Origin of the sequence: Actinoplanes sp. NPDC049548 (assembly GCF_040676695.1) — a bacterium.
GTDB lineage: Bacteria > Actinomycetota > Actinomycetes > Mycobacteriales > Micromonosporaceae > Actinoplanes.
In genome coordinates this window covers 106,337-130,032 of sequence record NZ_JBFAPM010000008.1, presented here as the reverse complement: position 1 = coordinate 130,032, position 23,696 = coordinate 106,337, and the positions used below count along the sequence as shown (strand labels likewise).

The following is a 23,696-nucleotide window of genomic DNA, read 5'->3' as shown; positions in this document are numbered from 1 at the left end:
CTGGCCGGCCGCAGAGACCGCCTCTGGATGATCATCGGTGTCTTCGTGACCGCACTGCTGATCGCCGTGACCTACTTCGGGGTGGTGAGCACCGCCCGCGCCGACGCCGCCGACCTGCGCAGCCAGACCGAGGATGCCCAGGACCTCACGAGGCAGCTGCGCAAGCGGGTCGCGAAGCTGGCGGAGGAGAAGAAGAACGAGAAGAAGCTGACCGCCACCCGTGACCTCTACCGCGACGCGCTGCCCTCCGGGTCGGGGGTGCCGGCGTTCCTCCGGCAGCTCCAGGCCTCGGGTACCGCTCTGCAGGTGGACATCAGCGGTATCAGCGTCGGCACTCCCGGGGAGCTGCAGACCCTGCCGGGCGTCTGGTCGATCCAGATCCAGCTCTCCGCCGAGGGCACCCCTGCCCACCTCTACGACCTCCTGCGGGAGTTGCAGGGCAGCGAGCAGAAGCGCGCGGTCCTGGTGGAGTCGGCCAACCTCTCGATCGGCGAGAAGGAGGAGGAGACCCAGCTGAGCCTCTCCCTCAGCGCGTTCGTGGCCCCGCCGGCCGGATCGGGCGCCCCCACGGTCACGACGGACTGAGGCGTGGGCGACGTCGAAGGAGCCATGCAGACGCCCGACGGCGAATGGCGGGTGGAGGTGGTACGCCGCCGCACCACCCGCTGGTACCGCATCGTCCACGGCGAGGACGTCCTCGACTGGCTCTCCATCGCCGCCGTCGAACGCATCCTGGACGAGGCCGGCGTCGACCGGCACCTGCTCGTCGAGGTGGACCCGCCGGCCCCGCCGCGCCGTACGGCCTGAACTGCGGCGAAATCCTCAACCCGGAGCCTCACCGTTCGATAGGAGCGGTGTCAGCTTCCGATCAGTGAGGACAGGCATGCCGACCGACCGCGCAGTCACCCCTTCGCCGCCCGGCGACGAGGGGATGTCGCTGCTCGAGGTCATGATGGCGATCTTCGTGATCGGCACGGTGATGGCGGCGGTGGCGCCCGTCATGGTCACCTCCGTGGCGCTGAGCAACCGGCAGCGCTCCGACCAGGCCGGGATCCAGGTGGCCAACAGCGCGATCGAACGGGTTCGCGCCCTGGAACCGACGAAGCTCTTCAAGGGCCGCGACAAGGCCTCGTCGGATATCCAGTGGGCCAATGCCCCGAAGAAGGTCAAGGACCTGCTCGCCCAGATGATGATGGTGAGCGACACCTCCGTGACCAGCGGCGGGTCCAAGGCGGCACTGCCCACCGAGGCCCTCGAGGTCACCGTCAACTCGACCAAGTACAAGCAGCAGTGGTACGTCGGACAGTGCTGGCAGACCAAGGTCGCGGCCACCCCCACTCCCGCTCCGACCGCCTCGGCGACCGCGAGCACCTGCGCCAAGACCGACCCTGGTAACGGCGTACCGTTCTACCGCGTCGTCGTGTCGGTGGAATGGCAGCACGCGGCCTGCCCGACGGGCTGCCTCTACGTGGCGTCCACGCTCGTGAGCTACGCGCAGGACCCGATGTTCAACACCAACCCGAACCCGCCGAAGGTCGGCAAGCTCGTCGCCCAGTGGTCGTACGTCAACGACGACAAGGTGAAGTACCAGATCACGTCGTCCGGTGGTCACCTGCCGCTGAAGTGGGCCGCCAGCGGGCTGCCGGACGGTCTCGTCATCGACCCGGACTCGGGCGAGATCCACGGGACCCCCACGAAGACCGGCACGTGGACCGGCGCGACCGTGGAGGTCACGGACAAGGACGGCCTCAGCGACGACGCGACCTTCGACTGGGTCATCTACAACGACCTCGTCGTGGCGCCGCAGGCCGCCCGTTCGACCCGGAACAACACCGCCGTCAACGTGCCCATCACAGCCACCGGCGGGCGCCCGGCCCTGACCTGGACCGCGACCGGCCTGCCGACCGGCCTGACGATCAACTCCGCTACCGGTGTCATCACCGGCACCACGGCTGCCTCCGGCGCGGTCACCTACAAGACCCAGATCACGGTGACGGACGCGGGCACTCCCCGCCAGGTGACCGTGGCGTTCGACTGGTACGTCGGCCCCCTGGTGACGCCGCTGACGCTCGCGAATTACTCGCCGCCTCCGGTCTCGAAGGGCTCGCCGGTCAGCTACGACCTGAGCCAGCTGGCCGGCGGCGGCCTGAAGCCCTACACCTGGTCCGCCGTCAGCCTGCCCGACGGCCTGACGATGAACACCAGCACGGGCATGGTCACCGGCACGATGCAGTACGCCTCGCAGTACATCACCACAGTCACGCTCGCCGACAGCTCGGGCCAGACGAAGACGATCGACATCACCGTCGAGGTCACGGCCGGCGGCAACGACATGCGGATCAACACACCATCCGGCAGCCCCATGAGCAGTCAGATGGGCCGGGCCATCACCTCGTTCCCGGTCGACTCCGCGGGCTCCAACCCGCCGTCACACACGTGGAGTGCGGTCGGCCTGCCCCCCGGCGTCGTCATCAGCAGCGACGGTGCGGTGACCGGCACGCCGACCACGCGCGGCAAGTACCGGGTCACGCTGCAGGTGACCAACAACAAGGCCGACAAGGCCAAGCTGATGTTCGACTGGACCATCACGTGACCCGCCACGACCGGCGCGACGACGGCACCTCGCTCATGGAGCTTCTCGTGGTCATGGGGCTGATGAGCGTGGTGATGATGATGGTCACCGGCGCGATCATCCAGGTATACCGGACGGTGCAGACCACCGACACCCTGACGGCCGCACAGCAGCAGCTCTCCGTCGCCTTCCAGCGCTTCGACCGCCAGCTGCGCTACGCCACCTGGATCAACCAGCCCGGCGTTCCGCTGAACAGCAAGACCTGGTACGTGGAGTTCGCCAGCCGGGAGCCGAACGCGACCACCGGCGTCGAGGAGGACCGCTGCCGCCAGTTGCGGCTCGAGCTCCAACCGGCCGGCAGCGGCGTGGCCAAGGACAAGGGGCTGCTCCAGCTCATCGAATGGAAGCCCGGCAGCACGCCGACCCCGGGTGCCCGGGGTGCCACCATCGCCGCGGGCATCGACACCACGGACCTCGCGTCCACGGCGGCCGAGGTAGGCGTGGGCGGCAAGTCCGCACCGTTCGAGCTGCAGAAGGCCGGCGACCGGCCGTACCCGACCGCGAGCGTCGGCAGCGACTTCGCCTCGGGTTACCAGCGGCTGCGGATTCATCTGAAGACCAAGGTCTCGGCCGGGACGGCGGAGATCGACACCACCTTCACCGCGGTGAACACCACCATGAACAGCAACACCGAAGCGAACTCGTGCAGCGCAGGGAGGCCCTGACCATGAGGACCGACCCGGACCGCGACCGCGGATCGATGCCGATGGCCATCCTGGTCAGCGTCTTCGCCATGGGCATGACCGCCGCGTTCGCACCGCTCGTGGTCAACTCGGTCACCAACACCCAGACCGTCAGCGAACGCACGGAGTCCATCGAGGCCGCCACCGACGGCCTGGACGCCGCCATGGCGCAGCTGCGGGCGGCCTCCACCGCGGTTGCGGGCGCGGCCGATCCGGCGGGCGTCCTGACGAGCCTTCCGCCCTGCGACATCATCGGGACCGAGACCGCCGTCGCCGGAACCGAGACCCCCAAGGGTCTCCGTTACCGCGTGAAGATCACCTACTACGGCCTGCCGGAGGATCCGGCGGACGAGTCGACCGCGAAGCCGATGAGCTGCCCGCCGACCGAGGTGCCGACGAGGGCCGTGCTGACCGTGACGGGCACCGGCTCCACCAAGGCGGCCCTCGCCGCCGGCGCGGCGGACACCCGGACCGTCGAGGCCACGTACCGGTTCAAGCGGAGCACCGAGAACATCGCCGGCGGCGCGATCCGGCTCGCCACCGCCACGACCGGCACGCTGTGCATGGACAGCGGTGACAACCCGGATGTCGGCACCCCGGTGTATCTCAAGGTCTGCAAGAAGGGTGGGAGCGCCAAACAGCGCTTCTCCTACACCAAGCAGCTCAACATCAAGCTGATGCAGTCGGAGTCCGCCGACTGGCCGGACGGTCTGTGCGTGGACGTGCCCACCCCGCACAAGACGAACTCCGGCAAGCCCGCCTTCTTCGCCAAGTGCCTCGGCCGGCAGGCCCGCCAGCAGTGGAGTCTCGACAACGGCTCGGAGTTCCAGGGCACCACGGACGGCGTCAACCTGGACGGCTACTGCCTGAACGCGAGCACCGCCGGGGCCGCGGGGACCATCCTGCTCGGCGGCTGCACGGGGGACGGCACGAGGAACGTGTGGCGGCCGGAGCCCAGCGCGGGAGCCGGCGCGGCGGGTGTCGAGACCGGCCAGCTCGTCAACTACAGGCAGTTCAGCCGCTGCCTCGACGTCACGAACCACACGCCCACCTACCCGTACATGATCGTCTGGTTCTGCAAGCAGGCGCCGGACGGCAACGTCTCCTGGAACCAGCAGTGGGCCATGCCGACGCCGGCCATCAGCACCGACACGGCCAAGGCGGGACAGATCCGCACCGCGGGCAGTGGCAACCCCGGCTACTGCCTGCGGCGGCCGGACATCGCCGGCGGGCTCGTCACCATGGTCCCCTGCCTGACCGCCAACGATGCGAAGCCCGCACCGGAGCTGGCCTGGAAGGTGTACGGCGACACCGGCAACCCGCTGACGAGTTTCAGCATCGTGGACAACAGCGGCAACTACTGCCTCACCGCCACCGACCTGACAGTGGCCAATCCGGAGACGCACACCGACGGCACCGCCAAGGTGCGGACGGCGCTCTGCTCCCTCAACCACCTGCAGAAGTGGAACGCTCCGCCCGGCTTCGACGACCCCAAGCGGTTGACGGGCACCCGGGAGAACTGACCGGTCACGGGGCCGGCAGGCGCCACACGCCGGTCGGTCCCGCGGTGGTCGGGCACGCCAGGTACGGCATCCGGGCCTCGCAGCCGTACGGCGCCGCGGTGTCCAGGGATCCGACGGTGTGCGGCCGGCCGGCCCGGTCAGTGACGCCGACCCAGGTCCGTCCCGGCACGGTGGTGTCGCTGCGCAGCCCCACCTCCCCGAGCGTGACGACGTGGCCCAGCCGCCGCACCACGCCCCCGGTCGCCGGGTCGATCACCGCCGCCTCGGGATTCTCGCTCTGGTCGTACGCGACCAGCCCCTGCGGTGTCACCTGCGCCGAGCTCCAGGCCGGGTCGGACCAGAGCACCGAGCCGTCGGCGCGGTCCAGCCCGCTCACCCAGCGGGTGTCCGAGATGCAGAGCACCGGGCTGCAGTCGTACACGGCGCCCACCGGCCCGCCTGTCGTGCGCCAGTCGACGGTCAGCGCCGGCAGCCCGTACGCGGTCGTCGAGGTCTTCCCCTGCTCCCGCCGCGACACGTAGATCCGGTCTCCCACGACCGACACGACCACGGCGTCGGCGGTCGCGTAGTCGCGCTGCTGCACGGGCAGGCGTACGCCCAGATCGCCCTCGCCGAGCAGCGCCCCGTCGGCGAACCGCAACGTGGTGACGTGCCCGTCGGCGCCGATGACGACGATCCGGTCCGGGCCGTCGTGGACCTCCGACCGGTTGTCCATGATCCGGCTCCAGTCCGCCGCCCCGGTCCGCGCATCGGCCACCGAAAGCCTCGCGGTGGTCTTCCCGACGTCGGTACGCAGCAGCACCTTGCCGTTCGTCAGAGCGATGGCCGAGGTGGCCGCCGACTCCAGGTGCCACAGGATGCTGCCGTCGGCGGCGTCGAGGAACGTCATCCGCGGATCGGAGCCGGACCGGGCGAGCAGCACCCCGGACGCCGCGTCGACGGTCAGCGCCTGCACGTTCTGCGGGACCGCCGTGGCCCACACCTGGGTTCCGGCCGGCAGGTCGTAGCGGCGTATCCCGGACTCGCTGTTCGGGTTCTGCCCGAAGGTGGCCGTGTAGAGCGCGGCGGGCCCGAGGGCGAACGCGGCGGCGGCCGTGCCGCCGGCCGACAGGACCGGAACCATCGCCGGCGCCGGCGGCACCGCCGCGGCCAGACCGAGCAGCACGAGGACCAGGACGCCGAGGACGAGGACCGGCCGCGGCGGGACGAGACGCCGGTGCAGCGCTCCGGGCCTGGTAGGGGCACGCGGCGGCGCTACATCGAGGTCGATCAACGGTACGGCGTCCGGCACGTGATCAGCATGCCCCGCGAAAGCCCGCAAGGGTACGTCCGCCACCATGTGGTGACGGTGAGTAGGCTGCCCGTATGTCCTATACGGTCCCGCCGACCCGTACGGCCGCCGTGGTGCGTCAGCTCCGCAACGAGATCGTCACGGGCGAGCTCCCGCCCGGCACCCTGATCAAGGACGCGGAGCTGGCCGCGCGACTCGGCGTCAGCATCACACCGGTCCGTGAAGCGATCGCTCAGCTCTCCGTCGAGGGCCTGATCGACATCGCCCCCAACCGCACCCGCCACGTCACCAAGGTGACCCAGAAGAACGCCCTCGAGCTCATCGATGTCATGGGCGTCCTCGCGTGCGCCGGCTTCGAGTGGGGGGTGGAGAACCTCACCGCCACCCATCTCGACCTGATGCGCCAGCGCCAGAAGGAGTTCGTCGAGGGCCTGCGCACGGGCAACGTGCTGGCGGCCGGCGCGGCCGGCGCCGACTTCAGCACGATCGTGATACTGGCCAGCGGCAACCGCGAGCTGCAGTCGATGGTCGACCTCGTGGTCGCGCGGACGCTGCGGATCCTGGCGATGGGGGCGGAGAGCGACCTCTGGGAGACCTGGATCACGGGCCACGAGGAGGTGCTCGGACTGCTCGAGCGCGGCGACCATCCGGGCGCCATCGCGCGCTACAAGCGGATCTACGTCGAGTTCCGCCAGAAGGTCGAGCGCGAGCTCTTCCAGGAGTGAGCCGTCACGCGAGCCGCGGCAGCAGCGGGCCCAGAAGATCAAGAGCGTTCCGGCGTACGGCGTAACGCGTGATCCCCCAGCGCTCGCGGTGCCGGCGCACCGCCGCGACGATCTCGTCCTCGGTGCCCACGAGGAGGAACGGCACCTCCCGCAGCTCGCTGACGCTCATGCCCAGCCGTTCGGCGTGCCCGGCCAGCGCGGCCTCGGCGTCGTCGGTGATCTCGACCTGCTGGACGAGCGCCTCGAGGACGGCGTTCCCGCCCGACCGGACCAGCTCGGCCTGCGCGTCGATGTCGGCGAGGTGCCACCGCGCCTCGTGCCGGTGCCCGTCGGCGAGCGTACGCCCGAAGCCGGTCAGCCCGACGACGTCCGCGTGCGCGCCGGCCCACCGCAACAACCGCGAGTTCGCCGTGCCCACCAGCAGCGGAACCCGTTCCTGCACCGGGCGCGGCTGCTCCAGCGCGGCGTTGAGCATCGTCAGCTCCGGACCGTCGACCGTGACCTTCTCGCCGGCCAGCAGCCGTACCGTGGCATCGGCGACCGCGATGCAGCGATCCACCCGTCCCCGCACGTCCGGCCGGACCCGCCCGATCGCGTCCCACTCCCCCGGGGTGTGACCGGCTCCGACGCCGAGCACCGCCCGGCCGCCGGAGATCACGTCCAGGGTGGCCACGTCCGCCGCCAGCAGCATCGGCTCGCGCACCCCGGCGTTGGCCACGTACGACCCCAGCTTGATCGTCGAGGTGACGGCCGCGGCCGCGGCGAGCGCGACGAACGGCGCGGCGCACGCGCCGGGATGGTCGGCCGCGAGCAGCGTGGTGAACCCGGCCTCCTCGGCCCGCCGGGCGGTGTCCAGCCACTCGGCGGCGTCGACGGGCTGGACTTGGAGCGCGAAGTCGGCCATGCCTCGATCTTGCCGTGGATCACCCGCCACATGGCGGGTAACGTCCGCCACATGGCGCTCGTCGGCGTCGATGTCCCCGGCCATCCTGGTGACAGCGCACGCCGTGATGTGCCTGACGAGGAGGACCGCATGACGCTGCCCCTGCAGACCACGCCGCCGCCGTTCGACCCCGAGCTGGGCGCCGCCCTCGCCGCGGTCGCCGAGCAGGTGCCGAGCTCGCTGACCGCCGACATGATCCCGGCGCTGCGCCAACGGGGTCCCGTGGACGCGGCCACCGACGACGACCTGCGCCGCGACGGCCGGTTCACGGTGGAGGAGCGGCAGGTGCCCGGCCTCGACGGCGACCCGGACATCTCCCTGCTCATCCTGCGCCCGACCGCGGCCCGCGGACCGCTGGGCTGCGTCTACCACACCCACGGCGGCGGCATGATCGTCGGCGACAACCGCTCCGGCGTCCCCGAGCTGCTCGACTGGGCGGAAGAGCTGGGGCTGGTCGTCGTGTCGGTCGAGTACAGGCTGGCCCCCGAGACGCCCCACCCGGGCCCGGTCAACGACTGCTACGCGGGTCTGCTGTGGACGGCCGCCCACGCGGACGAGCTCGGCTTCGACCCGGACCGGCTCATCGTGGCCGGCGGCAGCGCGGGCGGCGGCCTCGCGGCGGCCCTGGCGTTGCTGGCGCGCGACCGCGGCGGCCCGGCACTCAAAGGCCAGATGCTGATCTGCCCGATGCTCGACGACCGCAACGACACCCCGTCGGCGATCCAGATGGCGGGCCGCGGCATCTGGGACCGCACCGCCAACGACACCGGCTGGACGGCCCTGCTCGGCTCGGCGCGCGGCGGCCCGGACGTCTCGCCGTACGCGGCCCCGGCCCGGGCGACCGACCTCGGCGGCCTCCCGCCGGCCTTCATCGACGTCGGCTCGGCGGAGACGTTCCGCGACGAGGACGTGGACTACGCGACCCGCATCTGGCAGGCCGGCGGGGTGGCGGAACTGCACGTCTGGCCCGGCGGCTTCCACGGCTTCGACGGCTTCGTCCCGCAGGCGGCCCTGTCGCAGGAGGCGAGAGCCGCCCGGCTCCGCTGGCTGCACCGCCTCCTGGACGCCTGACGCGTGAAGGACCTGACGGTTCGCCTCGCCGCCCTCGACGCCGACGCGGGGGCGGCGCTGCGCGTGATCGCGTACTTCGACGGCCTGGTCGAGGCCCACGCGGGCCTGCAACCGATCGTCCGGGGCGCCGCGGTTCTGGCGGACTGCCCGGCCCGTCTGGTCGACGAGGAACGGCGCGTGCGGATCCGCGTCACGCAGGCCGGTCACAGCGTCCCGGACGACGACCCTCCGGACCCGGCGTGGATGTCCACGACGATCGGCACCGCGACTCTCTGGCTGGAACGCCCCGGCCCGCCGGGCACGGTCGACGCGATGATCCTGGAACGGGCGGCGGGAGCGGCGAGAGCGGTCCTGGACCGCACCCGCGGCCGGACCCCGGCCGCCGACCCCGCGTCGGTCGAGCTCCTGCTGGACGCGTCGGCGCATGCGGACGTACGCCGACAGGCGGCCCGGGCCATCGGTCTCTCCCCCGCCGACGAGGCGAGGGCGGTAGCACTCGAGGACGGCCCCCGAGTCGTCACCGCCGAGCCGGGCGCCCTCCCGGGCCGGGCCGGCATCGGCCCCCGCGTCCCCGTCCTGGACCTTCCGGCGTCCTGGCGGGCGGCGAGAACGGCCCTGCGCTTCGCGGCCGACGGCACGGACGAGGACCCGGGCGCGAGGATCGTGCACTACGACCAGCTGGGCGCCCTGGCAGTGCTCGCCGAGGCGGCGGACCCCGCAGGCGTGGCGGACGTCCAGGCCCTGCACCACGCGGCGTCCGCGGCGCCCTGGATGCTGGTCACGCTGCACCGCACCGCGGAGTCGGTCAGTTTGAGAGCGGCGGCTACGGCGTTGCGGGTGCACCACTCGACGCTGCAGGACCGGATCACGCACGCCGAGCACCTGCTCGGCTGGAACGTCCGCTCGCCGCACGGCAGGCTCCGCCTGCAGTTGGCCCTTGCCCTGCGCCGCCTCCAGCGCAGCCGTCCATAGAGGACGGGCTGGCCGCGGCTGAGCTCAGCCCACGCGGTCGGCGACCGCCTCGCCGCGCTGCACGAGGGCCGTGCGGTCCTGGGCCCAGCGGTCGGGGCACATGCCGCTGCGCCGCAGGGCCCGCAGGCCCGCCTCGGCCGAGTACACGCCGAGCATGCCCGCGCCACCGGCCGCCACGGCCTGGAAAAACTCTGCCCACGTCAGTAGCACAATCACTCCTCGGTCGCCGCTACCGCCCTCCGTTCGGTCGAGCGGCCGTCGTGCTGACGAATGCCGCCGCCAAGCTACCGAACGGGATCCACCCGGCTACCGAACCGCACCGCGGCGCGTACGGGTCACACCGGGCCGCCACCGAAGCCGATCTCGTTGCCGTCCGGGTCCCGGAAGATCACCTTGCGGACGCCGTTGTCGTAGGTCTCCCGCTCGGCCGGCTCGAGACCCCGCTCGGCGATCGCGGCGAGGCGGGCGTCGAGGTCGTCGACGAAGACGGTGTGCATGGCGTGGCCGGCGTGCTCGGGCCGCACGTCCAGGTACAGGTAGCGGTGCTCGGCAAGCTCCCACACCGCCTCGGTGTCGTTGGGTAGGAACGCCGGCGGGCCGCCGAGGAGGCGCTCGTACCAGGCGACGGCGGAGGGGTAGTCACGCACGGGAATTCCCGCGAACAGGTCCACCCCCATATTGTGTGGCCCGTGATCGCTCCCGTGCAGATCGGGCCCTACCGTGTCGAGCGGCTGCTCGGCACCGGGTCCTTCGCGACCGTGTGGCTGGGCCACGACGCGTCGCTGGGCGCCCGGGTCGCGATCAAGGTGCTGGCCGAGAACTGGAGTCACGACCTGCGGGTGCGGGAGCGGTTCCAGGAGGAGGCCCGGCTGTTGTGGCGGCTCGACCACGATCGGGTCGTCCGGGTGCACTCGCTGGGTGAGCTGCCCGACGGCCGCCCGTACCTGGTGATGAGCTGGGCCGACGGCGGGAGCCTGCGCGACCGGCTGGACGCCGGTCCGGTGCCGGTCGGCAGCGGCCTGCGGCTGCTGCGGGACATCGCCGCCGGCGTCGGCGTGCTGCACGACAACGGCATCGTGCACCGGGACCTGACTCCAGGCAACATCCTGTTCCGCTCGGGGCCGGCCGGCGCGGCGGAGCGGGTGGTGATCGCCGACTTGGGCCTGGCCAAGGCGCTGGCGGCGGCGTCCGGGCTGACCGCCCGCGCCGGCACCCCGGGCTACATGGCACCCGAGCAGGACGACCCGATGTCCGTCGTGGACACCCGCACCGACGTGTACGCCCTCGGCTGCCTCGGCATGCGGCTGCTGGCGCGTACCCGGTCGCCGCTGCGGCTGCGCGTGGGCGTACCGGCCGAAGTCGCCGACGTGCTGCACATCGCCACGGCGCGCCGGCCCGCCGACCGCTTCCGGGACGCGGCCTCGTTCGGGGCCGCACTTCAGCGAGCCGTCGCCGCCGATGACCGGGCCGCCGTGCGCAGCCGGAGGCGACCCATGGTGGCCGCAGGCCTGCTGCTCGGAGCCGCTCTGGCCGTCACGTCGCTGGGGGCGGATGCGGCGGGGGCGCGGTCACCGGCCGACGCGAGTGACACGACCGGGCGGATCACCGTCGCGCTGCCTGCGGGCTGGCGGGGCGACGGGGAGGGTTGGGAAGGGCAGCGGGATGCCGGCGGGCGCCGCGATCCGGCGCTGGTCATCTCCCCCGCACCCCAGCAGTGGTTGTCGGACGCGGCGGTGCCGGGGGCCTTCATCGGGTTGTCCCGAAGTCTCGCCGCAACGACCACGCCCGCGGCTTTCGTGGCCGAGCGCGGCCATGCCGGTTGCACGACCGACCCCGTGCGGACCACTCGCCAGGCGGGGGTCGACTGGGTCGTGGCCCGGCACGCGTCCTGCCGGGCCGGCAAGCCGGTCATCGTCGAGGCCGCCGGGATGGCTACCGGCGGCGCCGGACTGGTGTACGCGCAGATCGCGCCCCCGGCGGGCAGCACGCCGGCCTTCGTCGACGCGCTTCTCGCCGGGATCGACGTGCGGTAGGGCGCTACTTGCGCACCACGACCGTGAGCTCCACCGTGTGCTCGTCCTCGCCCTGGGGGAAGCGCAGCGTGACGGTGCCGGGCCGGACGAACTGGATGGAGTGCACCCCTGCCTCGTAGAAGCCCTCCACGAGCGAGTCCGGCGACGTGTCCAGCAGGCCGGGGCCGAGGTTGCGCAGCCGCAGAACGCCGCCGACGCTGATGCAGAGCGACGGCGCGAAGCGCTCCTCCTGAGCGTCGAGATCGGTCTCCACCGCACCGAGGCACGCCTTGCGGGAGGGTGCGGGACGGGAGGGTGCGGGACGGGAGGCCGGGGCCGAGGGCGGCGCCGAGAACGCGACGGCCCGCGGCGGGGCGTCGACCGGGAGCGGCGACACCGGCTCGGACCCGCACGCGGCGGTGGCGAGGGCGAGCACGCCGGCGGCGGCGAGGCGGCTGATGCGGGGGCGGTTCATGACGGTGGCTCCTTCGGTTGTCAGACCTTGCACCCTGTTCGTCACGGGGTCACCGTCATTTGTTCGGCCTATGACCCAGATCACATCGGCCGTCGTCGAGGCGCTCCCGGAGCCGGCGGCGGCCCTCGTGGATCCGCGACTTCACCGTCCCCTCCGCCAGCTCCAGGCAGGTCGCGATCTCCGCGTAGCTCAGGCCGACGACGTCGCGCAACGTCACGGGTTCGGCCAGCTGGGGACCCAGACCCTCCAGGGCGTCGAGCAGGTCGAGCCGGGTGCCGGCCACGACGCTGGTCCGCTGCGGGTCCGGGCGCTCCGGCGGCGGCCCGCTCGACTCGGCGAGGAACCGCCGCCGCAGCACCTGGTACGTCGAGCGCGACCGGTTCGCGGCGATCCGGTACAGCCAGGTCCGGAAGGCGGACCGGCCCTCGAAGCGGGCGATCCCCTGCGCCACCGCCAGCAGGGTGTCCTGGCACGCCTCCTCCGCGTCCTCCCGGTTGGGCAGGAAACGCGCGCAGATCCGCAGCACCTCGGGACGCACCGCCGCGAGCAGCTCCTCGAGGGCCGCCGGGTCGTGCGCCGCCGCTACGGCCAGGTCGTCGAGGCCGGGCGGTGCGCTCATGTCGCGATCCTTCCGCTGGGTGCCACCCCTGCGGGGCGTGGATCGGCAGCGTAACCGGTTCAGTTTTTTCCTGCGGTTGCCGATCTCGGTATGACATGAGCTCCTCGACGGTTTCCCTGGATCACTCGGTGGGCGTGGGCGGCAGCTCCGCCGGCACCGCCGAGCAGGCTGCGGCCGAGGCGGTACGGGCGGCCCTCGGGGGACGCCGGCCCGCGGCCGACGACCTGGTCCTGATCTTCCCGACCATCGAGTACGACCCGCACGAGCTCCTGCGGGCGGCCCGCCGCGAGGCCGGAGCGGCCCGGGTGCTGGGATGCAGCGCCTTCGGCTGGCTGACCGGCGCCGCACAGGGCACCGCCGGCTGCAGCGCGGCGTACCTGCCCGCCGCCGGGCTCTCGTTCGGCGTGGCCGTGGCCGACTCCCTCGGCACCGACCTGTACGCGGTGGCGCGCGAGACCACCGAGGCGGCTCGTGCCCGCGCCGGAGCCGGGCACCCGCACAACACGCTGCTCGTCCTGTCCGACGGGCTGGCCGGCGACCAGCGGGAGGTCATGCGCGGGTGCTACGCGGCCGCCGGCGCGGCCGTGCCGGTGATCGGTGGCAGCGCGGGCGAGAACCTGACCCAGGTCGTCACCTACCAGTACGCCGAGGACCGGGTGCTGACCAACGGCTTGGTCGTCGTCTGGATCGGCTCGCCGAATCCCGTGGGCGTCGGCACGGCGCACGGCTGGCGTCCGGTGGGCGACACCATGATCGTCACCCGGGCGAGCGGGAACGTCATCCACGAGCTCGACGGCCGCCCGGCGGCCGAGGTCTACTTCGACAAGCGGGCGGCCGTCACCGGTGACCCCTCGCAGCCGGGTGCCGGCGAGCGGTTCATGGCCGGTTCGGTGATGGACGGGCCGCTCGGCCTGCCCACCGCGGCGGGCCGGTTCGACGTCCGGCACATCCTCGGCCCCACGGACGACGGCGGGCTGGCCATGTTCGGCTACGTCAGCGACCACTCCGTCGTCCAGATCATGCGCAGCGAGCCGGCCGACCTCATCGCCGCCGCCGGGACCGCCGCCGCGGCCGCCGCAGGCCGGTTGACGACCCCTCCGCGCGGTGTCCTGGTCTTCGGGTGCACCGCCCGCGCCGGGCTGCTCGGCGAGCCCGGGATGCGCGCCGAGGCGGAGGCGATCACCGACGCGCTGGCGGGCGTGCCCACCTGCGGCTTCTACACGTACGGCGAGTTCGCCCGTACCTCCGGCTCGACCGGCTTCCACAACGCCTCCGTCGCGGTGCTGGCGCTGTGACCGAAGCCGACGAGCTTCGCGAGGAGATCCGGGTCCTGCGGGAGCAGATCGCGGCCGCGCAGTCCGGAGCGGCACGGTCGCTGTCCCGCGCCACCCGGCTGGCGCAGGTCGTCAGCGTGCTGGGACAGGTCGCCGACAGCGGCGAGAGCGCCGACCGGATCGCCGGCGAGGTGGCCGAGCTGTTCGGCGCCGACATCGTCGCCCTGTGGCTCGCCGAGCCGGCCGGCCTCGCCGTGGCCGCGCACTGCGGCGTACCGGCCGCCGACCTGCCCGCCGACGCCGGGGTGCTGCCGGCCGCCGTCGTGGAGCTTCCGGCCTCCGCCCCGCCGCTGGCCGGCGCCGCCGCGGACCTGCCGCTGCCCTCCTGGCTGCGGCCGTACTGCCTGGAGCAGGTGGTCTGGGCACGGCTGGAGGCCTCCGGCGGCCTGCTCGGCTACATGCTGGTCGCGCGGCAGGAGCCGGTGGCCTTCGACGGCTCCGACGTGCTCGAGCTGCGGGCTGTCACGGCGCGCATCGCGCTGGCGATCGACCGGGCCCGGCTGCACCGCCGGACCCAGGACCAGGTGCGGCAGCTGCGCCGGCTGCAGGAGTTCACCGCGCGGCTCGCCGGCATGCTGGACCGTACGGAGATCGCCGAGTCGCTGGCCGGCGTGATCGCCGCCGAGACCGGCTGCGGGTGCGTGTCCGTCCACCTGGCCGAGCTGCCCGATGCCGGAGCGGTCGCCACCGCCGGCGCCGGCTGCGGCGCGCCGGGGGTGCCCGCTGCCGATCGCGTACGGGCTCTGCCCCTGCGCGCGGGCGGCCGGCAGGTCGGCCGTCTGGTGGTGCACGACGCGCCCCTTGCCGACAGCGAGGGCGACGCCCTGCTGCACCACCTCGCCGACCTCGGCGGCCTGGTGCTGGACAAGGCGACGCTCTTCGAGACGGTCCGCCGCCAGGCGCATCGCGACGGGCTCACCGGGCTCGCGAACCGTTCCCTGTTCACCGAGCGGCTGACCGCGGCCGTCGCCGCCGCCGAGGCCACCGGGGCCGGCCTGGCGGTCGTCTTCATCGACCTCGACGGCTTCAAGCAGGTGAACGACACGCTGGGCCACGAGATCGGCGACCTGCTGCTCAGCCACGTGGCCTGGCAGCTGCAGGCCGCCGCCGGGCCGCAGGACACCGTCGCCCGCCTCGGCGGGGACGAGTTCGTGGTGCTCACCACGGAGGCGGCCACGCCGCAGGAGGCGGCGGAGCTGGCCCGGCGGCTCGCGGCCGCGGTCCGCGAACCGCTGACCCTGGCAGGCGGCGAGCTGACCGCTGCGGCCAGCATCGGCCTGGCCACCACCGTCGACTGCGGCTACCACGCCGACGCCCTGCTGCGCCACGCCGACCGGGCCATGTACGCCGACAAACGGGACAGCCGGGCCGCGGTCACCCGCTGACCGCGCCGGTCCCGGGACCCTCGTCAACGGTTCCTGCGGTTCGGCTCAAGAAGAACTCAATGAGGTGCCGTCCGGTCGTCGGCGGCCGATGGTGCCGGCGAGCCCGATCAGAGTTTCTTCGAAGGAGTGACATGGTGAGTCGAGCGCGCAGAGCGCCGTCCATACCGGGGAGGCGGCGTGCGGCCGCGGCAGTCATCGCGCCACTGACCGCCGTGGGCCTGTTCGGCGTCGGGACGCCGGCCCACGCGAGCTCCGAGGCCGCCGCGCCGGTCCCGGTCATCGTGCGTACCGGATCGGTGCAGGACTCGGCACGGGCGCAGGCGGCGGTCCGGGCCGCCGGGGGCACGGTGGACCGGCCCCTCGACCTGATCTCCGGCTTCGCCGGGCACGTCCCTCCGGCGGCGCTGACGCTGCTGCGCGCGACTCCGGGAGTGACGGCGGTGACCACCGACGCTTCCGTGCGCCTCAAGTCGGACAAGTGGCTCGACGACGGCGGCAAGAACGCGCCTGTCGCGGCCATCAAGAAGGCGGCGGGCGGCAAGGACAAGATCGTCGACGCGGCATCGCTGACCGGTGCCGGGATCGGCGTCGCGCTCATCGACTCGGGCATCGCGCCGGTCAAGGGCCTCAACCAGCCCGGCAAGGTCGTGAACGGGCCGGACCTCTCGTTCGAGTCCCAGGTGCCCGGCCTCGCCAACATCGACACGTACGGTCACGGCACCCACATGGCCGGCATCATCGCCGGCAGCGACCCGGCCACCCCGGCCGGGACGCCGCGCTACGACGGCATCGCACCCGGTGCCCACATCGTGAGCCTGAAGGTGGCGGCCGCCGACGGCGCCAGCGACGTCTCGCAGGTCATCGCGGCGATCGACTGGGTCGTCACCCACCGTAACGACCCCGGGCTGAACATGCGGGTGCTGAACCTGTCGTTCGGCACCGACTCCGTGCAGAGCGCGACGCTCGACCCGCTGTCCTACGCGGTCGAGGCGGCATGGCGCAAGGGCATCGTCGTCGTCGTATCGGTCGGCAACGACGGCACGACCGCGCCCCGGGTGACGATGCCGGCGGCCAACCCGTTCGTCATCGCGGTCGGTGCGGCCGACTCGGCCGGCACCGAGACCCGGCTCGACGACACGGTGGCGACGTTCAGCAGCCGCGGGAACGCCACCCGCCACGCCGACCTCCTGGCCACCGGACGGTCCGTGGTGTCGCTGCGCGACCCGGGTTCGTACATCGACAGCAACTACCCGGGCGCCCGCGTCGCCGACGCGACGGGTGAGGAGCGGTTCTTCCGCGGCAGCGGCACCTCCCAGGCGGCCGCGGTCGTGTCCGGATCGGTCGCCCTGCTGCTGCAGCAGCGTCCGTCCCTGACCCCGGACCAGGTCAAGAAGCTGCTCATGCAGACGGCGGACCCGCTGGTGCAAGCGGATCCGATCGGGGCGGGGTCCGGGCAGCTCGACATCGCGCGGGCGGTGAGCCTGCCGACGCCCGGCGACGCCGGGCAGAAGTTCCCCGCCGCCACGGGGCTGGGCACCCTCGAAGGCGCCCGCGGCACGAGCCACGTCATCGACGACACCACCGGGACCGTGCTGCGCGGTGAGGTCGACATCTTCGGCGTCGCCTGGAACGCCAAGCAGTGGGCGGCGGCGGCCAAGGACGGCAAGGCGTGGAACGGCGGCACCTGGAACGGAAGCGTGTGGACGGGCAGCTCCTTCACCGGCACCTCGTGGGCGTCCAGGACCTGGGCCGCGGGCACCTGGACCTCGCTCAACTGGGCGGGCCGGTCGTGGACCGGGCGCTCCTGGACCGGGCGCTCCTGGACCGGGCGCTCCTGGACCGGACGATCGTGGACGGGCGGGACCTGGTGCGGACGGTCGTGGACCGGCCGGAGCTGGACCTGACGGCCACACCCTTTCCTTGATTCACCCGGACGGCGGCCGATAGGTCGGAAGAGGCTGCGAAGGGGGGCGCACATGCGGCGACAATCGTTCCGCGTGGGCGCCCTCACGGCCTTTCTGGCCGTCGCCTGCCTGGCCGCTCAGGGGGCCTGGCTCGCCGGAGGACTCCCTCCGGCCGGGGACCGCCTGCTCACCATCGTGGCCTTCACCGTGCTCTTCGCGGTCACCGACAAGTTCGTGGTGACCTTTCCGGTCCGGCGCGGCGCCCACACCATCAGCCTCAGCGAGATTCCGCTGGTGGTGGGCCTGGTCATGGTGCACCCGGTGCTGCTGGTCGCCGCACGGTTCGTCGGCGGGCTGACGGGACTGGTGGTGTTCCGTCGCCAGCGCGGCGCGAAGCTCGCCTTCAACGCCTGCCTGTACGCCACCCAGGCCACCGTGGCCGGCGCTGTCTTCCACGTGGTGGTCAAGGGAGCGGACCCGCTGGGGCCGTTCGGATGGGCCGCCGCGTACGCCGCCGCGTTCGCCACGGATCTCGTCTCCATCGTCCTCATCACCGCCGTCATCGCCATCCAGGACGACAGCCGGCAGTGGCGGCAGCTGCTCCGTGCCGATCTCCGCGGACTGCTGCAGCTGGCCCTGGTCGCGGTCACGACGACGATGGGCCTGGTGACCGCGGTCGTCGTGCACGACCGCGTGCAGGCGGTGTTCCTGCTCGCCGTCCTCGCTTTCGCCGTCTACCGCGTCTTCCGCCGCTACGCGCAGCAGACCCAGGGGCACGCGCAGGTCGAAGCCCTGTACGAGTTCACCCAGGCGGTGACCGGCGCCCGGGACGCCACCGACGTGACCCGCGTGGCGCTCGGCCGGGTCCGCGACCTGATCCGGGCCGAGACGGCCGAGCTCCTGCTCGTCCAGGGCGACACCGCCGTACGCCTGCAGATGACCGGCCGGGACCGGTTCCGCACCGACACCGTCGCCCTCACCGAAGCCGACTGGTGGCGTCCCGCCCGCACGGGCAGCCCGGTCCTGCGCGACACCGGCTCCGCCCCGGACGCCATCGCCGTACCGCTGGACCTCGACGACGTCACCGCGGTGCTTCTCGTCGCCGGGCGCATGTCCGAGATCGCGGCCTTCACCGGAGACCATCTCCGGCTCCTGCAGGCATTGGCAGGGCACGCCGGGGTGGCGCTGCGCAACGCGCGGCTGGTGGAGATGCTGCGGCACACCGGGCTGACGGACCCGCTGACCGACCTGCCGAACCGGCGCCGGTTCGTCACCGAGCTGCAGGAGGAGCTCGAGTCGGCCCGCACCACGTCGCACCTGGTGGGCGTGCTGCTGCTGGCGCTGGACCGGTTCAAGGACATCAACGCCGGCCTCGGCCACGACGTCGGCGACCGGGTGCTCCGGGAGGTGGGTCGCCGCCTGCACAGCGAGCTGGGCGACCGGTACGCGCTCGCCCGCGTCGGCGGTGACGAGTTCGCCCTCCTGGTGGCGGACGCCAAGATCTCCGCGGACGTCCTGACCGCGGCGTACCACGTCCGCAGCGTCCTCGCGCGGCCCATCGCCATCGACGACGTCGCCATCACCGCGCAGGCCAGCATCGGTGTGGCGTACGCCCCCGACCACGGAAGCGACGCCGAACGCCTCCTGCAGCAGGCCGACATCGCGCTGCACGCCGCGAAGGACGCCCGCAGCGGCGTACGCGTCTACCGTCCGGAGGACGACCGCCACACGCCCCGGCGCCTGCGCATCATGGGCGAGCTCCGCACCGCCGTGGAGACCGGCGCGCTCGACGTCGTCTACCAGCCCAAGGTCTCCGCGGCCACCGGCGAGGTCGTCGGCGTCGAGGCGCTGAGCCGCTGGAACCACGCCGAGGGTCCCGTGGCACCGGACGAGTTCATCCAGCTCGCCGAGCGCTCCGGGCTCATCGGGGCGCTCACGCTCAACGTCCTGGACCAGGCCCTGGCCGCGTACGCGACCTGGCGCAGCGCCGGCCACGACGTCCCGGTGGCGGTCAACGTCTCACCGCTGTCCCTGGCGGAGCCCGACTTCGCCGGCGACCTGGAGCGGGCGCTCGGCCGGCACCGGGTACCGCCCGCGGCGCTGACCGTGGAGATCACCGAGGGCGCGGTCATGCAGGACCCGGCGCGCAGCCTGGCCACCCTGCAGGCACTGCACGGCCTCGGCGTCAAGCTCTCCATCGACGACTTCGGGACCGGGCACTCCTCGCTGGCCCGCCTCGCCGAGCTGCCCATCCAGGAAGTCAAGATCGACAAGAGCTTCGTCCACCACCTGACCAGCGACCGGAGCAAACGAGCTGTCACCGACGCCGCCCTGCACCTGGGCCGCGCGCTCGAGCTGACCGTCGTGGCCGAGGGCGTCGAGACCGAGAGCCAGTTCCATCACCTCCGCGAGCGCGGCTGCGACGTGATCCAGGGCTACTACGTCTCGCACCCGCTCCCGGCGCCGGAGCTGAGCTCCTGGCTGGCGGCGAGGTGCGTCCGTCCGGACCTCGCAAGCGACGCCGACCTCATCCCGGAGGCGACGGCGGGCCGCTGAGCCTCGGTCTGACTTCTTCCCGGCCGGGTCGAAGGCCGCCGGAACTCCTGGGAACTGGCCGCGTTCAGCCGACGACTATGAGCGTGAACGCCTGAACCGGAAGTGCCCGGCGCGTTGCCCCCACCACCGACACCCCCGATGAGGACAGCCGATGGCCATCACCCCGGACCTCGCGCCCGCCAGGACAGCGGCCGGACCCGATCGACCGGCCCGCCGTCCGTCCGCCGTCGGCGCGCTGCTGCTGCGGCTGCACTTCTACGCCGGGGTCCTGGTCGCACCGTTCCTCGTGGTCGCAGCCCTGACCGGCCTGCTCTACACCGCCACTCCCCAGCTCGACTCGATGTTGTACGGCGACCAGCTGACCGTCACCGAGACCAGGGCGACCGCGCTGCCCCTGTCCCAGCAGATCGAGGCCGCCCGCACGGCCCACCCGGACGGCACCGTGTCGGCGGTGCAGCCCGGCAGCGGCGCGGACACCACCAGGGTCGTCTTCTCGCTGCCCGACCTCGGCGAGAACCAGCACACGGTCTACGTGAACCCCTACGCCGGCGCCGTGCAGGGTCAGCTCACCACCTGGTACGGCTCCACCCCGGTCACCACCTGGCTCGACGACCTGCACCGCAACCTGCACCTCGGCGTGGCCGGGCGCTACTACTCCGAGCTCGCCGCCAGCTGGCTCTGGGTCCTCACGCTGGGCGGCATCGTCCTGTGGTGGCGGCGCCGCCGTACCGTCCGCGGGATGGTCACCGCGGACCTCGCGGCGAAGAAGGGCGTACGCCGCACCCGCGGCTGGCACGCGGCCACCGGCGTGTGGCTGAGCGTCGGCCTGCTCATCCTCGCCGCGACCGGCCTCACCTGGTCCCGTTACGCCGGCGGCAACTTCACCGCCGTGCTGGACACGTTCGACGCGCACACGCCGGAACTGGCCACGGGTGCGGCCGTACCGCCGGTCGGCGGACACCACGGCGGTGGAAGCGCGGAGGCGGCACCGGTCGACCTGGCGCAGGCCGACACGGTTCTCAAGGTGGCCCGCGACAACGGACTGAGCGGGGCCATCGAGCTGTCCGTACCGGAAACCAGCGGGCAGACCTGGACGGTCGCCGGCATCGACAACACCTGGCCGATCGACCTGGACCGCATCGCCGTCGACCCCGGGTCCGCCACGGTCACCGCCCGCAGCGACTTCGCGGACTGGCCGGTTCTCGCCAAGCTCAGCAAGCTCGGCGTCCAGGCTCACATGGGCCGCCTGTTCGGTGTCGCCAACCAGATCCTGCTCGCCGCGCTGGCCGTCGGCCTGCTCTGCGTCATCCTCTGGGGCTACCGCATGTGGTGGCAGCGCCGCCCGACCCGCGGCGACCGTCGCGCCCTCGTCGGCGCCACGCCGGCCCGAGGCGCCTGGCTGGGGCTTCCCGGCTGGGGCGTGGCCGTGGGCGTACCGGTCGTCTTCGCGATCGGCTGGGCCATGCCACTGTTCGGCATCCCGCTCGCCGCTTTCCTGGTCGTCGACGCCGTGATCGGCGGGTTCCGCCGGTCCCACGCCTAGCGGAGGCGGTGGCAGGTCGCTCGCACGGAGATCACCAGCTCGGGCGAGTGCCGGATGTCGACCTCGACGACATAGCTGTCCCGGGACGCCTCCAGCAGGCGGTCGTTCGGATGGTGCACCTTCCACCCGCGGGCCGTGAGGTCCGTCCCGAGCTTCGCCATCCGGTCGGCGGGGTCGGCGCCGGGGCGGGTGACGAGCCATCCGTCGGAGGACACCGAGCCGGGCGCGTTGCAGGACGCCGTGTGGAGGCGAAGCTCCTCGTCGATCGGCGGTGATCCGAGCAGGGCATGGACAATGTGGACCTGCTCGCGTGCGGCCGTGTCGTCGATCGCGGGAGCACGGGTCGCCGTGGCTCCGGCCGACTGCCGGCCCGGCGTGGGAAGCAGCCAGATGACGACCGCGATCAGCACCCCGCCGGCCACTGTCCCGGCTCGGATGAGAGCCGACCGCCGATCCGGGCCGGGCGCAGTCACCGCCCGGCTGTCGTCCGCCTTCAGCCGGCGCCGGATCAGCCAGAGCGGCAGTTCCAGCAACAGGACGAACGCGCCGCACACGAGCTCGAAGCGGAACGCCGCTATCGCCAGTGCCACGGTGACGGGAAGCCACGGTCCGAGCAGGTCGACGAGCGCGGTCGGGTCGCCCCAGGGATCGGGATCCCGGGCGACCAGGCGCGAATCCCACCACAGCATCAAGCCGAGCAACGCGAAGAGCGCGACGACGATCCGGGTCTGATGACGGTCGAGGAAGTCCTGCACCCGCGTCAGACGCCGCTCCCACCTCTGCAGCCGGCTCGAAGCCACCTCAGCTCCGCCGCCGCAGCACGCCGATCACCATCGCGAGCGACGCGAGGGACAGGAACATCATGGGGACGGCGACCTTCAACGATCCGCCGCGTCCCCGCAATATGTCGTATCCGACCGACGGCAACGCCCGCTCCTTCGCCGGATCCGGCCGCGCCTGCACCGGCGGTACCATGCCGTTCTCGGCCGCGATCAGAGGCAGCGCGCCGGCGGCCCGCAAGATGCCCGCGCCGGTGTCCGCGACGAACATCGTGTCGGTCATGCCCACGGACCCGGGCTCCATCACCGTCGACGACGACTCGTCCCGGGAGTCGACCACCTGCAGCACGAGCTTGTCGCGCTTCCTCGAAGCCGGGTGGACGGTCGCGACGACGACGAGCCAGCGGTCACAGCCGGGCGCCTTGCGAACCGAAACGCCCGCGCCGCCGTTCGAACCGAGGCTCAACGTGACCGGTTGCCCCCTCTCGAAGCTGTCCAGCTGCCAGCCGTAACAGAGATGCTGGGCCTGCGTCGCGCGGGCCAGCGCAGCCGCGGTGGCGTCGGCCGCCGCCGGCTCGGGAGGACCGATCCGGTCCGACGAGTCGAAGAACGGCATGTCGCCCACACAGAAGGCGAGCATCATCCCGCCGAAACCGATCGCGAGAAGGATGCCGAGCTTTCGCCCCCGCCGCTGCGGGGGATCACCGGTCCCAGTGACCTGCGACATGAGCCAGATACCTCGGGTAGGCGGTGGTGGTCTTCTCGACCAGGATTAGGGAACCGTTCTGCCGGCGCAGGATCACGATGCTGTCGTCGGCGTACCGCAGATAGACGCCGTCGGCGTCGGCGACGCCACGGCCGGGACGCCACCCGTCGGTGATTTCTGCGGCGACCCCGGTCGGTTTCAGCGGAGACGTGTACGCGACAGCGTCGCCCCCGATGTCGTCGGCGGGCGACCGCGCATAGGCGGCGTCCACGTGCCGCCGGACGCTCGGAGCATCGGGTATTCCATCCGACACGAGGAAGGCGACGGTCACCACGACCGAGAACGCCAAGGTACCGAGGGCCTGGCGGACGGTGAGGATCTCGCCTGCCAGGCTGCCGGCGTCGCCGGGCTCGGTGGCCACGTCCTGCCGATCCTCCGTACGCCATCGTTTGCGCACCAACGGCTTCTCCTTCCCGCCCGCAAGCCGCGCCGATCGTAAAGGACTCGATCAAATGCCGGAGATCGAGGTCGATGCGTGGATCC

The 23,696-nt window shown here is 72.5% G+C and carries 23 protein-coding genes; 14 read left to right on the top strand and 9 right to left on the bottom strand.

Annotated elements, in window-relative coordinates; translation table 11 throughout:
• Nucleotides 1-45: 45 nt before the first annotated feature.
• From AB0J80_RS17995 to AB0J80_RS17975, 5 genes are all read left to right on the top strand, one after another.
• On the top strand, nt 46-585 hold the full coding sequence (locus tag AB0J80_RS17995; RefSeq protein WP_364705847.1) for a hypothetical protein: 540 nt from the start codon (nt 46-48) through the stop codon (nt 583-585).
• A gap of 3 nt (nt 586-588) precedes the next feature.
• Entirely contained in the window at nt 589-807 is a 219-nt protein-coding gene (locus AB0J80_RS17990) for a hypothetical protein (RefSeq protein ID WP_364705846.1), read from the top strand.
• Nucleotides 808-883: 76 nt separating this feature from the next.
• The gene (locus tag AB0J80_RS17985) at nt 884-2,593 is read left to right on the top strand and encodes a putative Ig domain-containing protein (RefSeq protein WP_364705844.1); all 1,710 of its coding nucleotides are present in this window, start codon (nt 884-886) and stop codon (nt 2,591-2,593) included.
• The gene (locus AB0J80_RS17980; protein WP_364705842.1) at nt 2,590-3,297 is read left to right on the top strand and encodes a hypothetical protein; all 708 of its coding nucleotides are present in this window, start codon (nt 2,590-2,592) and stop codon (nt 3,295-3,297) included. The genes AB0J80_RS17985 and AB0J80_RS17980 overlap by 4 nt, the downstream gene beginning before the upstream one ends.
• Nucleotides 3,298-3,299: 2 nt before the next feature.
• A complete protein-coding gene (locus AB0J80_RS17975; RefSeq protein WP_364705840.1) occupies nt 3,300-4,838 on the top strand; it encodes a hypothetical protein in 1,539 nt (512 codons plus the stop codon).
• 4 nt (nt 4,839-4,842) lie between these two features.
• On the opposite strand, the gene AB0J80_RS17970 is transcribed toward AB0J80_RS17975, so the two are convergent.
• Nucleotides 4,843-6,177, bottom strand: a complete 1,335-nt coding sequence (locus AB0J80_RS17970; protein WP_364705838.1) for a PQQ-binding-like beta-propeller repeat protein — start codon at nt 6,175-6,177, stop codon at nt 4,843-4,845.
• Nucleotides 6,178-6,203: 26 nt separating this feature from the next.
• Between AB0J80_RS17970 and AB0J80_RS17965 the strand changes: the two genes are divergently transcribed.
• Nucleotides 6,204-6,854 (top strand): GntR family transcriptional regulator, encoded by a 651-nt coding sequence (locus tag AB0J80_RS17965; RefSeq protein WP_364705837.1) that lies wholly within the window; start codon nt 6,204-6,206, stop codon nt 6,852-6,854.
• A 4-nt stretch (nt 6,855-6,858) separates the two neighbouring features.
• Here the strand turns inward: AB0J80_RS17965 and AB0J80_RS17960 are convergent, their stop codons facing one another.
• Nucleotides 6,859-7,758: an LLM class flavin-dependent oxidoreductase gene (locus AB0J80_RS17960; protein ID WP_364705835.1), complete on the bottom strand. Its 900-nt coding sequence runs from the start codon at nt 7,756-7,758 to the stop codon at nt 6,859-6,861.
• A 129-nt stretch (nt 7,759-7,887) separates the two neighbouring features.
• On the opposite strand from AB0J80_RS17960, the gene AB0J80_RS17955 reads away from it, so the two are divergent.
• Nucleotides 7,888-8,868, top strand: coding sequence for an alpha/beta hydrolase (locus tag AB0J80_RS17955; protein ID WP_364705833.1), 981 nt, complete (start codon nt 7,888-7,890; stop codon nt 8,866-8,868).
• Between the two features lie 3 nt (nt 8,869-8,871).
• The gene (locus AB0J80_RS17950) at nt 8,872-9,840 is read left to right on the top strand and encodes a helix-turn-helix domain-containing protein (protein WP_364705832.1); all 969 of its coding nucleotides are present in this window, start codon (nt 8,872-8,874) and stop codon (nt 9,838-9,840) included.
• A gap of 24 nt (nt 9,841-9,864) precedes the next feature.
• On the opposite strand, the gene AB0J80_RS17945 is transcribed toward AB0J80_RS17950, so the two are convergent.
• Together AB0J80_RS17945 and AB0J80_RS17940 are read right to left on the bottom strand one after the other, a co-directional pair.
• Entirely contained in the window at nt 9,865-10,050 is a 186-nt protein-coding gene (locus AB0J80_RS17945; protein WP_364705830.1) for a hypothetical protein, read from the bottom strand.
• A 125-nt stretch (nt 10,051-10,175) separates the two neighbouring features.
• A complete protein-coding gene (locus AB0J80_RS17940) occupies nt 10,176-10,517 on the bottom strand; it encodes a VOC family protein (protein ID WP_364705828.1) in 342 nt (113 codons plus the stop codon).
• Between the two features lie 12 nt (nt 10,518-10,529).
• Between AB0J80_RS17940 and AB0J80_RS17935 the strand changes: the two genes are divergently transcribed.
• Nucleotides 10,530-11,873 carry a serine/threonine-protein kinase gene (locus tag AB0J80_RS17935; RefSeq protein ID WP_364705827.1) on the top strand — a complete coding sequence of 448 codons (1,344 nt, stop codon included), beginning with the start codon at nt 10,530-10,532 and terminating at the stop codon, nt 11,871-11,873.
• Nucleotides 11,874-11,877: 4 nt separating this feature from the next.
• Here the strand turns inward: AB0J80_RS17935 and AB0J80_RS17930 are convergent, their stop codons facing one another.
• Both AB0J80_RS17930 and AB0J80_RS17925 read right to left on the bottom strand, forming a co-directional pair.
• The gene (locus tag AB0J80_RS17930) at nt 11,878-12,327 is read right to left on the bottom strand and encodes a hypothetical protein (RefSeq protein WP_364705825.1); all 450 of its coding nucleotides are present in this window, start codon (nt 12,325-12,327) and stop codon (nt 11,878-11,880) included.
• A 55-nt stretch (nt 12,328-12,382) separates the two neighbouring features.
• A complete protein-coding gene (locus AB0J80_RS17925) occupies nt 12,383-12,946 on the bottom strand; it encodes an RNA polymerase sigma factor (RefSeq protein ID WP_364705823.1) in 564 nt (187 codons plus the stop codon).
• A gap of 95 nt (nt 12,947-13,041) precedes the next feature.
• On the opposite strand from AB0J80_RS17925, the gene AB0J80_RS17920 reads away from it, so the two are divergent.
• From AB0J80_RS17920 to AB0J80_RS17900, 5 genes are all read left to right on the top strand, one after another.
• A complete protein-coding gene (locus tag AB0J80_RS17920) occupies nt 13,042-14,241 on the top strand; it encodes an FIST N-terminal domain-containing protein (RefSeq protein ID WP_364705822.1) in 1,200 nt (399 codons plus the stop codon).
• Nucleotides 14,238-15,665: a GGDEF domain-containing protein gene (locus AB0J80_RS17915; protein WP_364705820.1), complete on the top strand. Its 1,428-nt coding sequence runs from the start codon at nt 14,238-14,240 to the stop codon at nt 15,663-15,665. Before AB0J80_RS17920 ends, AB0J80_RS17915 begins: the two co-directional genes overlap by 4 nt.
• A gap of 212 nt (nt 15,666-15,877) precedes the next feature.
• A complete protein-coding gene (locus AB0J80_RS17910; protein ID WP_364705819.1) occupies nt 15,878-17,569 on the top strand; it encodes a S8 family serine peptidase in 1,692 nt (563 codons plus the stop codon).
• Nucleotides 17,570-17,662: 93 nt separating this feature from the next.
• Entirely contained in the window at nt 17,663-20,125 is a 2,463-nt protein-coding gene (locus AB0J80_RS17905) for an EAL domain-containing protein (protein ID WP_364705817.1), read from the top strand.
• Between the two features lie 151 nt (nt 20,126-20,276).
• Nucleotides 20,277-21,668 carry a PepSY domain-containing protein gene (locus AB0J80_RS17900; RefSeq protein WP_364705816.1) on the top strand — a complete coding sequence of 464 codons (1,392 nt, stop codon included), beginning with the start codon at nt 20,277-20,279 and terminating at the stop codon, nt 21,666-21,668.
• Here the strand turns inward: AB0J80_RS17900 and AB0J80_RS17895 are convergent.
• Genes AB0J80_RS17895 through AB0J80_RS17885 form a run of 3 tightly spaced genes read right to left on the bottom strand, consistent with a single transcriptional unit; the run spans nt 21,665 to nt 23,610 of the window.
• Nucleotides 21,665-22,468, bottom strand: coding sequence for a hypothetical protein (locus tag AB0J80_RS17895; protein WP_364705814.1), 804 nt, complete (start codon nt 22,466-22,468; stop codon nt 21,665-21,667). The genes AB0J80_RS17900 and AB0J80_RS17895 overlap by 4 nt on opposite strands.
• Before the next feature lies 1 nt (nt 22,469).
• Complete coding sequence (locus tag AB0J80_RS17890; RefSeq protein ID WP_364705812.1) at nt 22,470-23,174, bottom strand: hypothetical protein; 705 nt, start codon at nt 23,172-23,174, stop codon at nt 22,470-22,472.
• On the bottom strand, nt 23,149-23,610 hold the full coding sequence (locus tag AB0J80_RS17885; protein WP_364706308.1) for a DUF4247 domain-containing protein: 462 nt from the start codon (nt 23,608-23,610) through the stop codon (nt 23,149-23,151). Before AB0J80_RS17885 ends, AB0J80_RS17890 begins: the two co-directional genes overlap by 26 nt.
• Nucleotides 23,611-23,696 lie beyond the last annotated feature (86 nt).

What these genes read in the sequence shown, in the direction of transcription:
- AB0J80_RS17985 (WP_364705844.1), top strand. Translation starts at nt 884, where the DNA reads ATGCCGACCGACCGCGCAGTCACCCCTTCGCCGCCCGGCGACGAGGGG.
- AB0J80_RS17975 (WP_364705840.1), top strand. Translation starts at nt 3,300, where the DNA reads ATGAGGACCGACCCGGACCGCGACCGCGGATCGATGCCGATGGCCATC.
- AB0J80_RS17970 (WP_364705838.1), bottom strand. Translation starts at nt 6,177, where the DNA reads ATGGTGGCGGACGTACCCTTGCGGGCTTTCGCGGGGCATGCTGATCAC.
- AB0J80_RS17965 (WP_364705837.1), top strand. Translation starts at nt 6,204, where the DNA reads ATGTCCTATACGGTCCCGCCGACCCGTACGGCCGCCGTGGTGCGTCAG.
- AB0J80_RS17960 (WP_364705835.1), bottom strand. Translation starts at nt 7,758, where the DNA reads ATGGCCGACTTCGCGCTCCAAGTCCAGCCCGTCGACGCCGCCGAGTGG.
- AB0J80_RS17955 (WP_364705833.1), top strand. Translation starts at nt 7,888, where the DNA reads ATGACGCTGCCCCTGCAGACCACGCCGCCGCCGTTCGACCCCGAGCTG.
- AB0J80_RS17940 (WP_364705828.1), bottom strand. Translation starts at nt 10,517, where the DNA reads ATGGGGGTGGACCTGTTCGCGGGAATTCCCGTGCGTGACTACCCCTCC.
- AB0J80_RS17930 (WP_364705825.1), bottom strand. Translation starts at nt 12,327, where the DNA reads ATGAACCGCCCCCGCATCAGCCGCCTCGCCGCCGCCGGCGTGCTCGCC.
- AB0J80_RS17925 (WP_364705823.1), bottom strand. Translation starts at nt 12,946, where the DNA reads ATGAGCGCACCGCCCGGCCTCGACGACCTGGCCGTAGCGGCGGCGCAC.
- AB0J80_RS17920 (WP_364705822.1), top strand. Translation starts at nt 13,042, where the DNA reads ATGAGCTCCTCGACGGTTTCCCTGGATCACTCGGTGGGCGTGGGCGGC.
- AB0J80_RS17900 (WP_364705816.1), top strand. Translation starts at nt 20,277, where the DNA reads ATGGCCATCACCCCGGACCTCGCGCCCGCCAGGACAGCGGCCGGACCC.
- AB0J80_RS17890 (WP_364705812.1), bottom strand. Translation starts at nt 23,174, where the DNA reads ATGTCGCAGGTCACTGGGACCGGTGATCCCCCGCAGCGGCGGGGGCGA.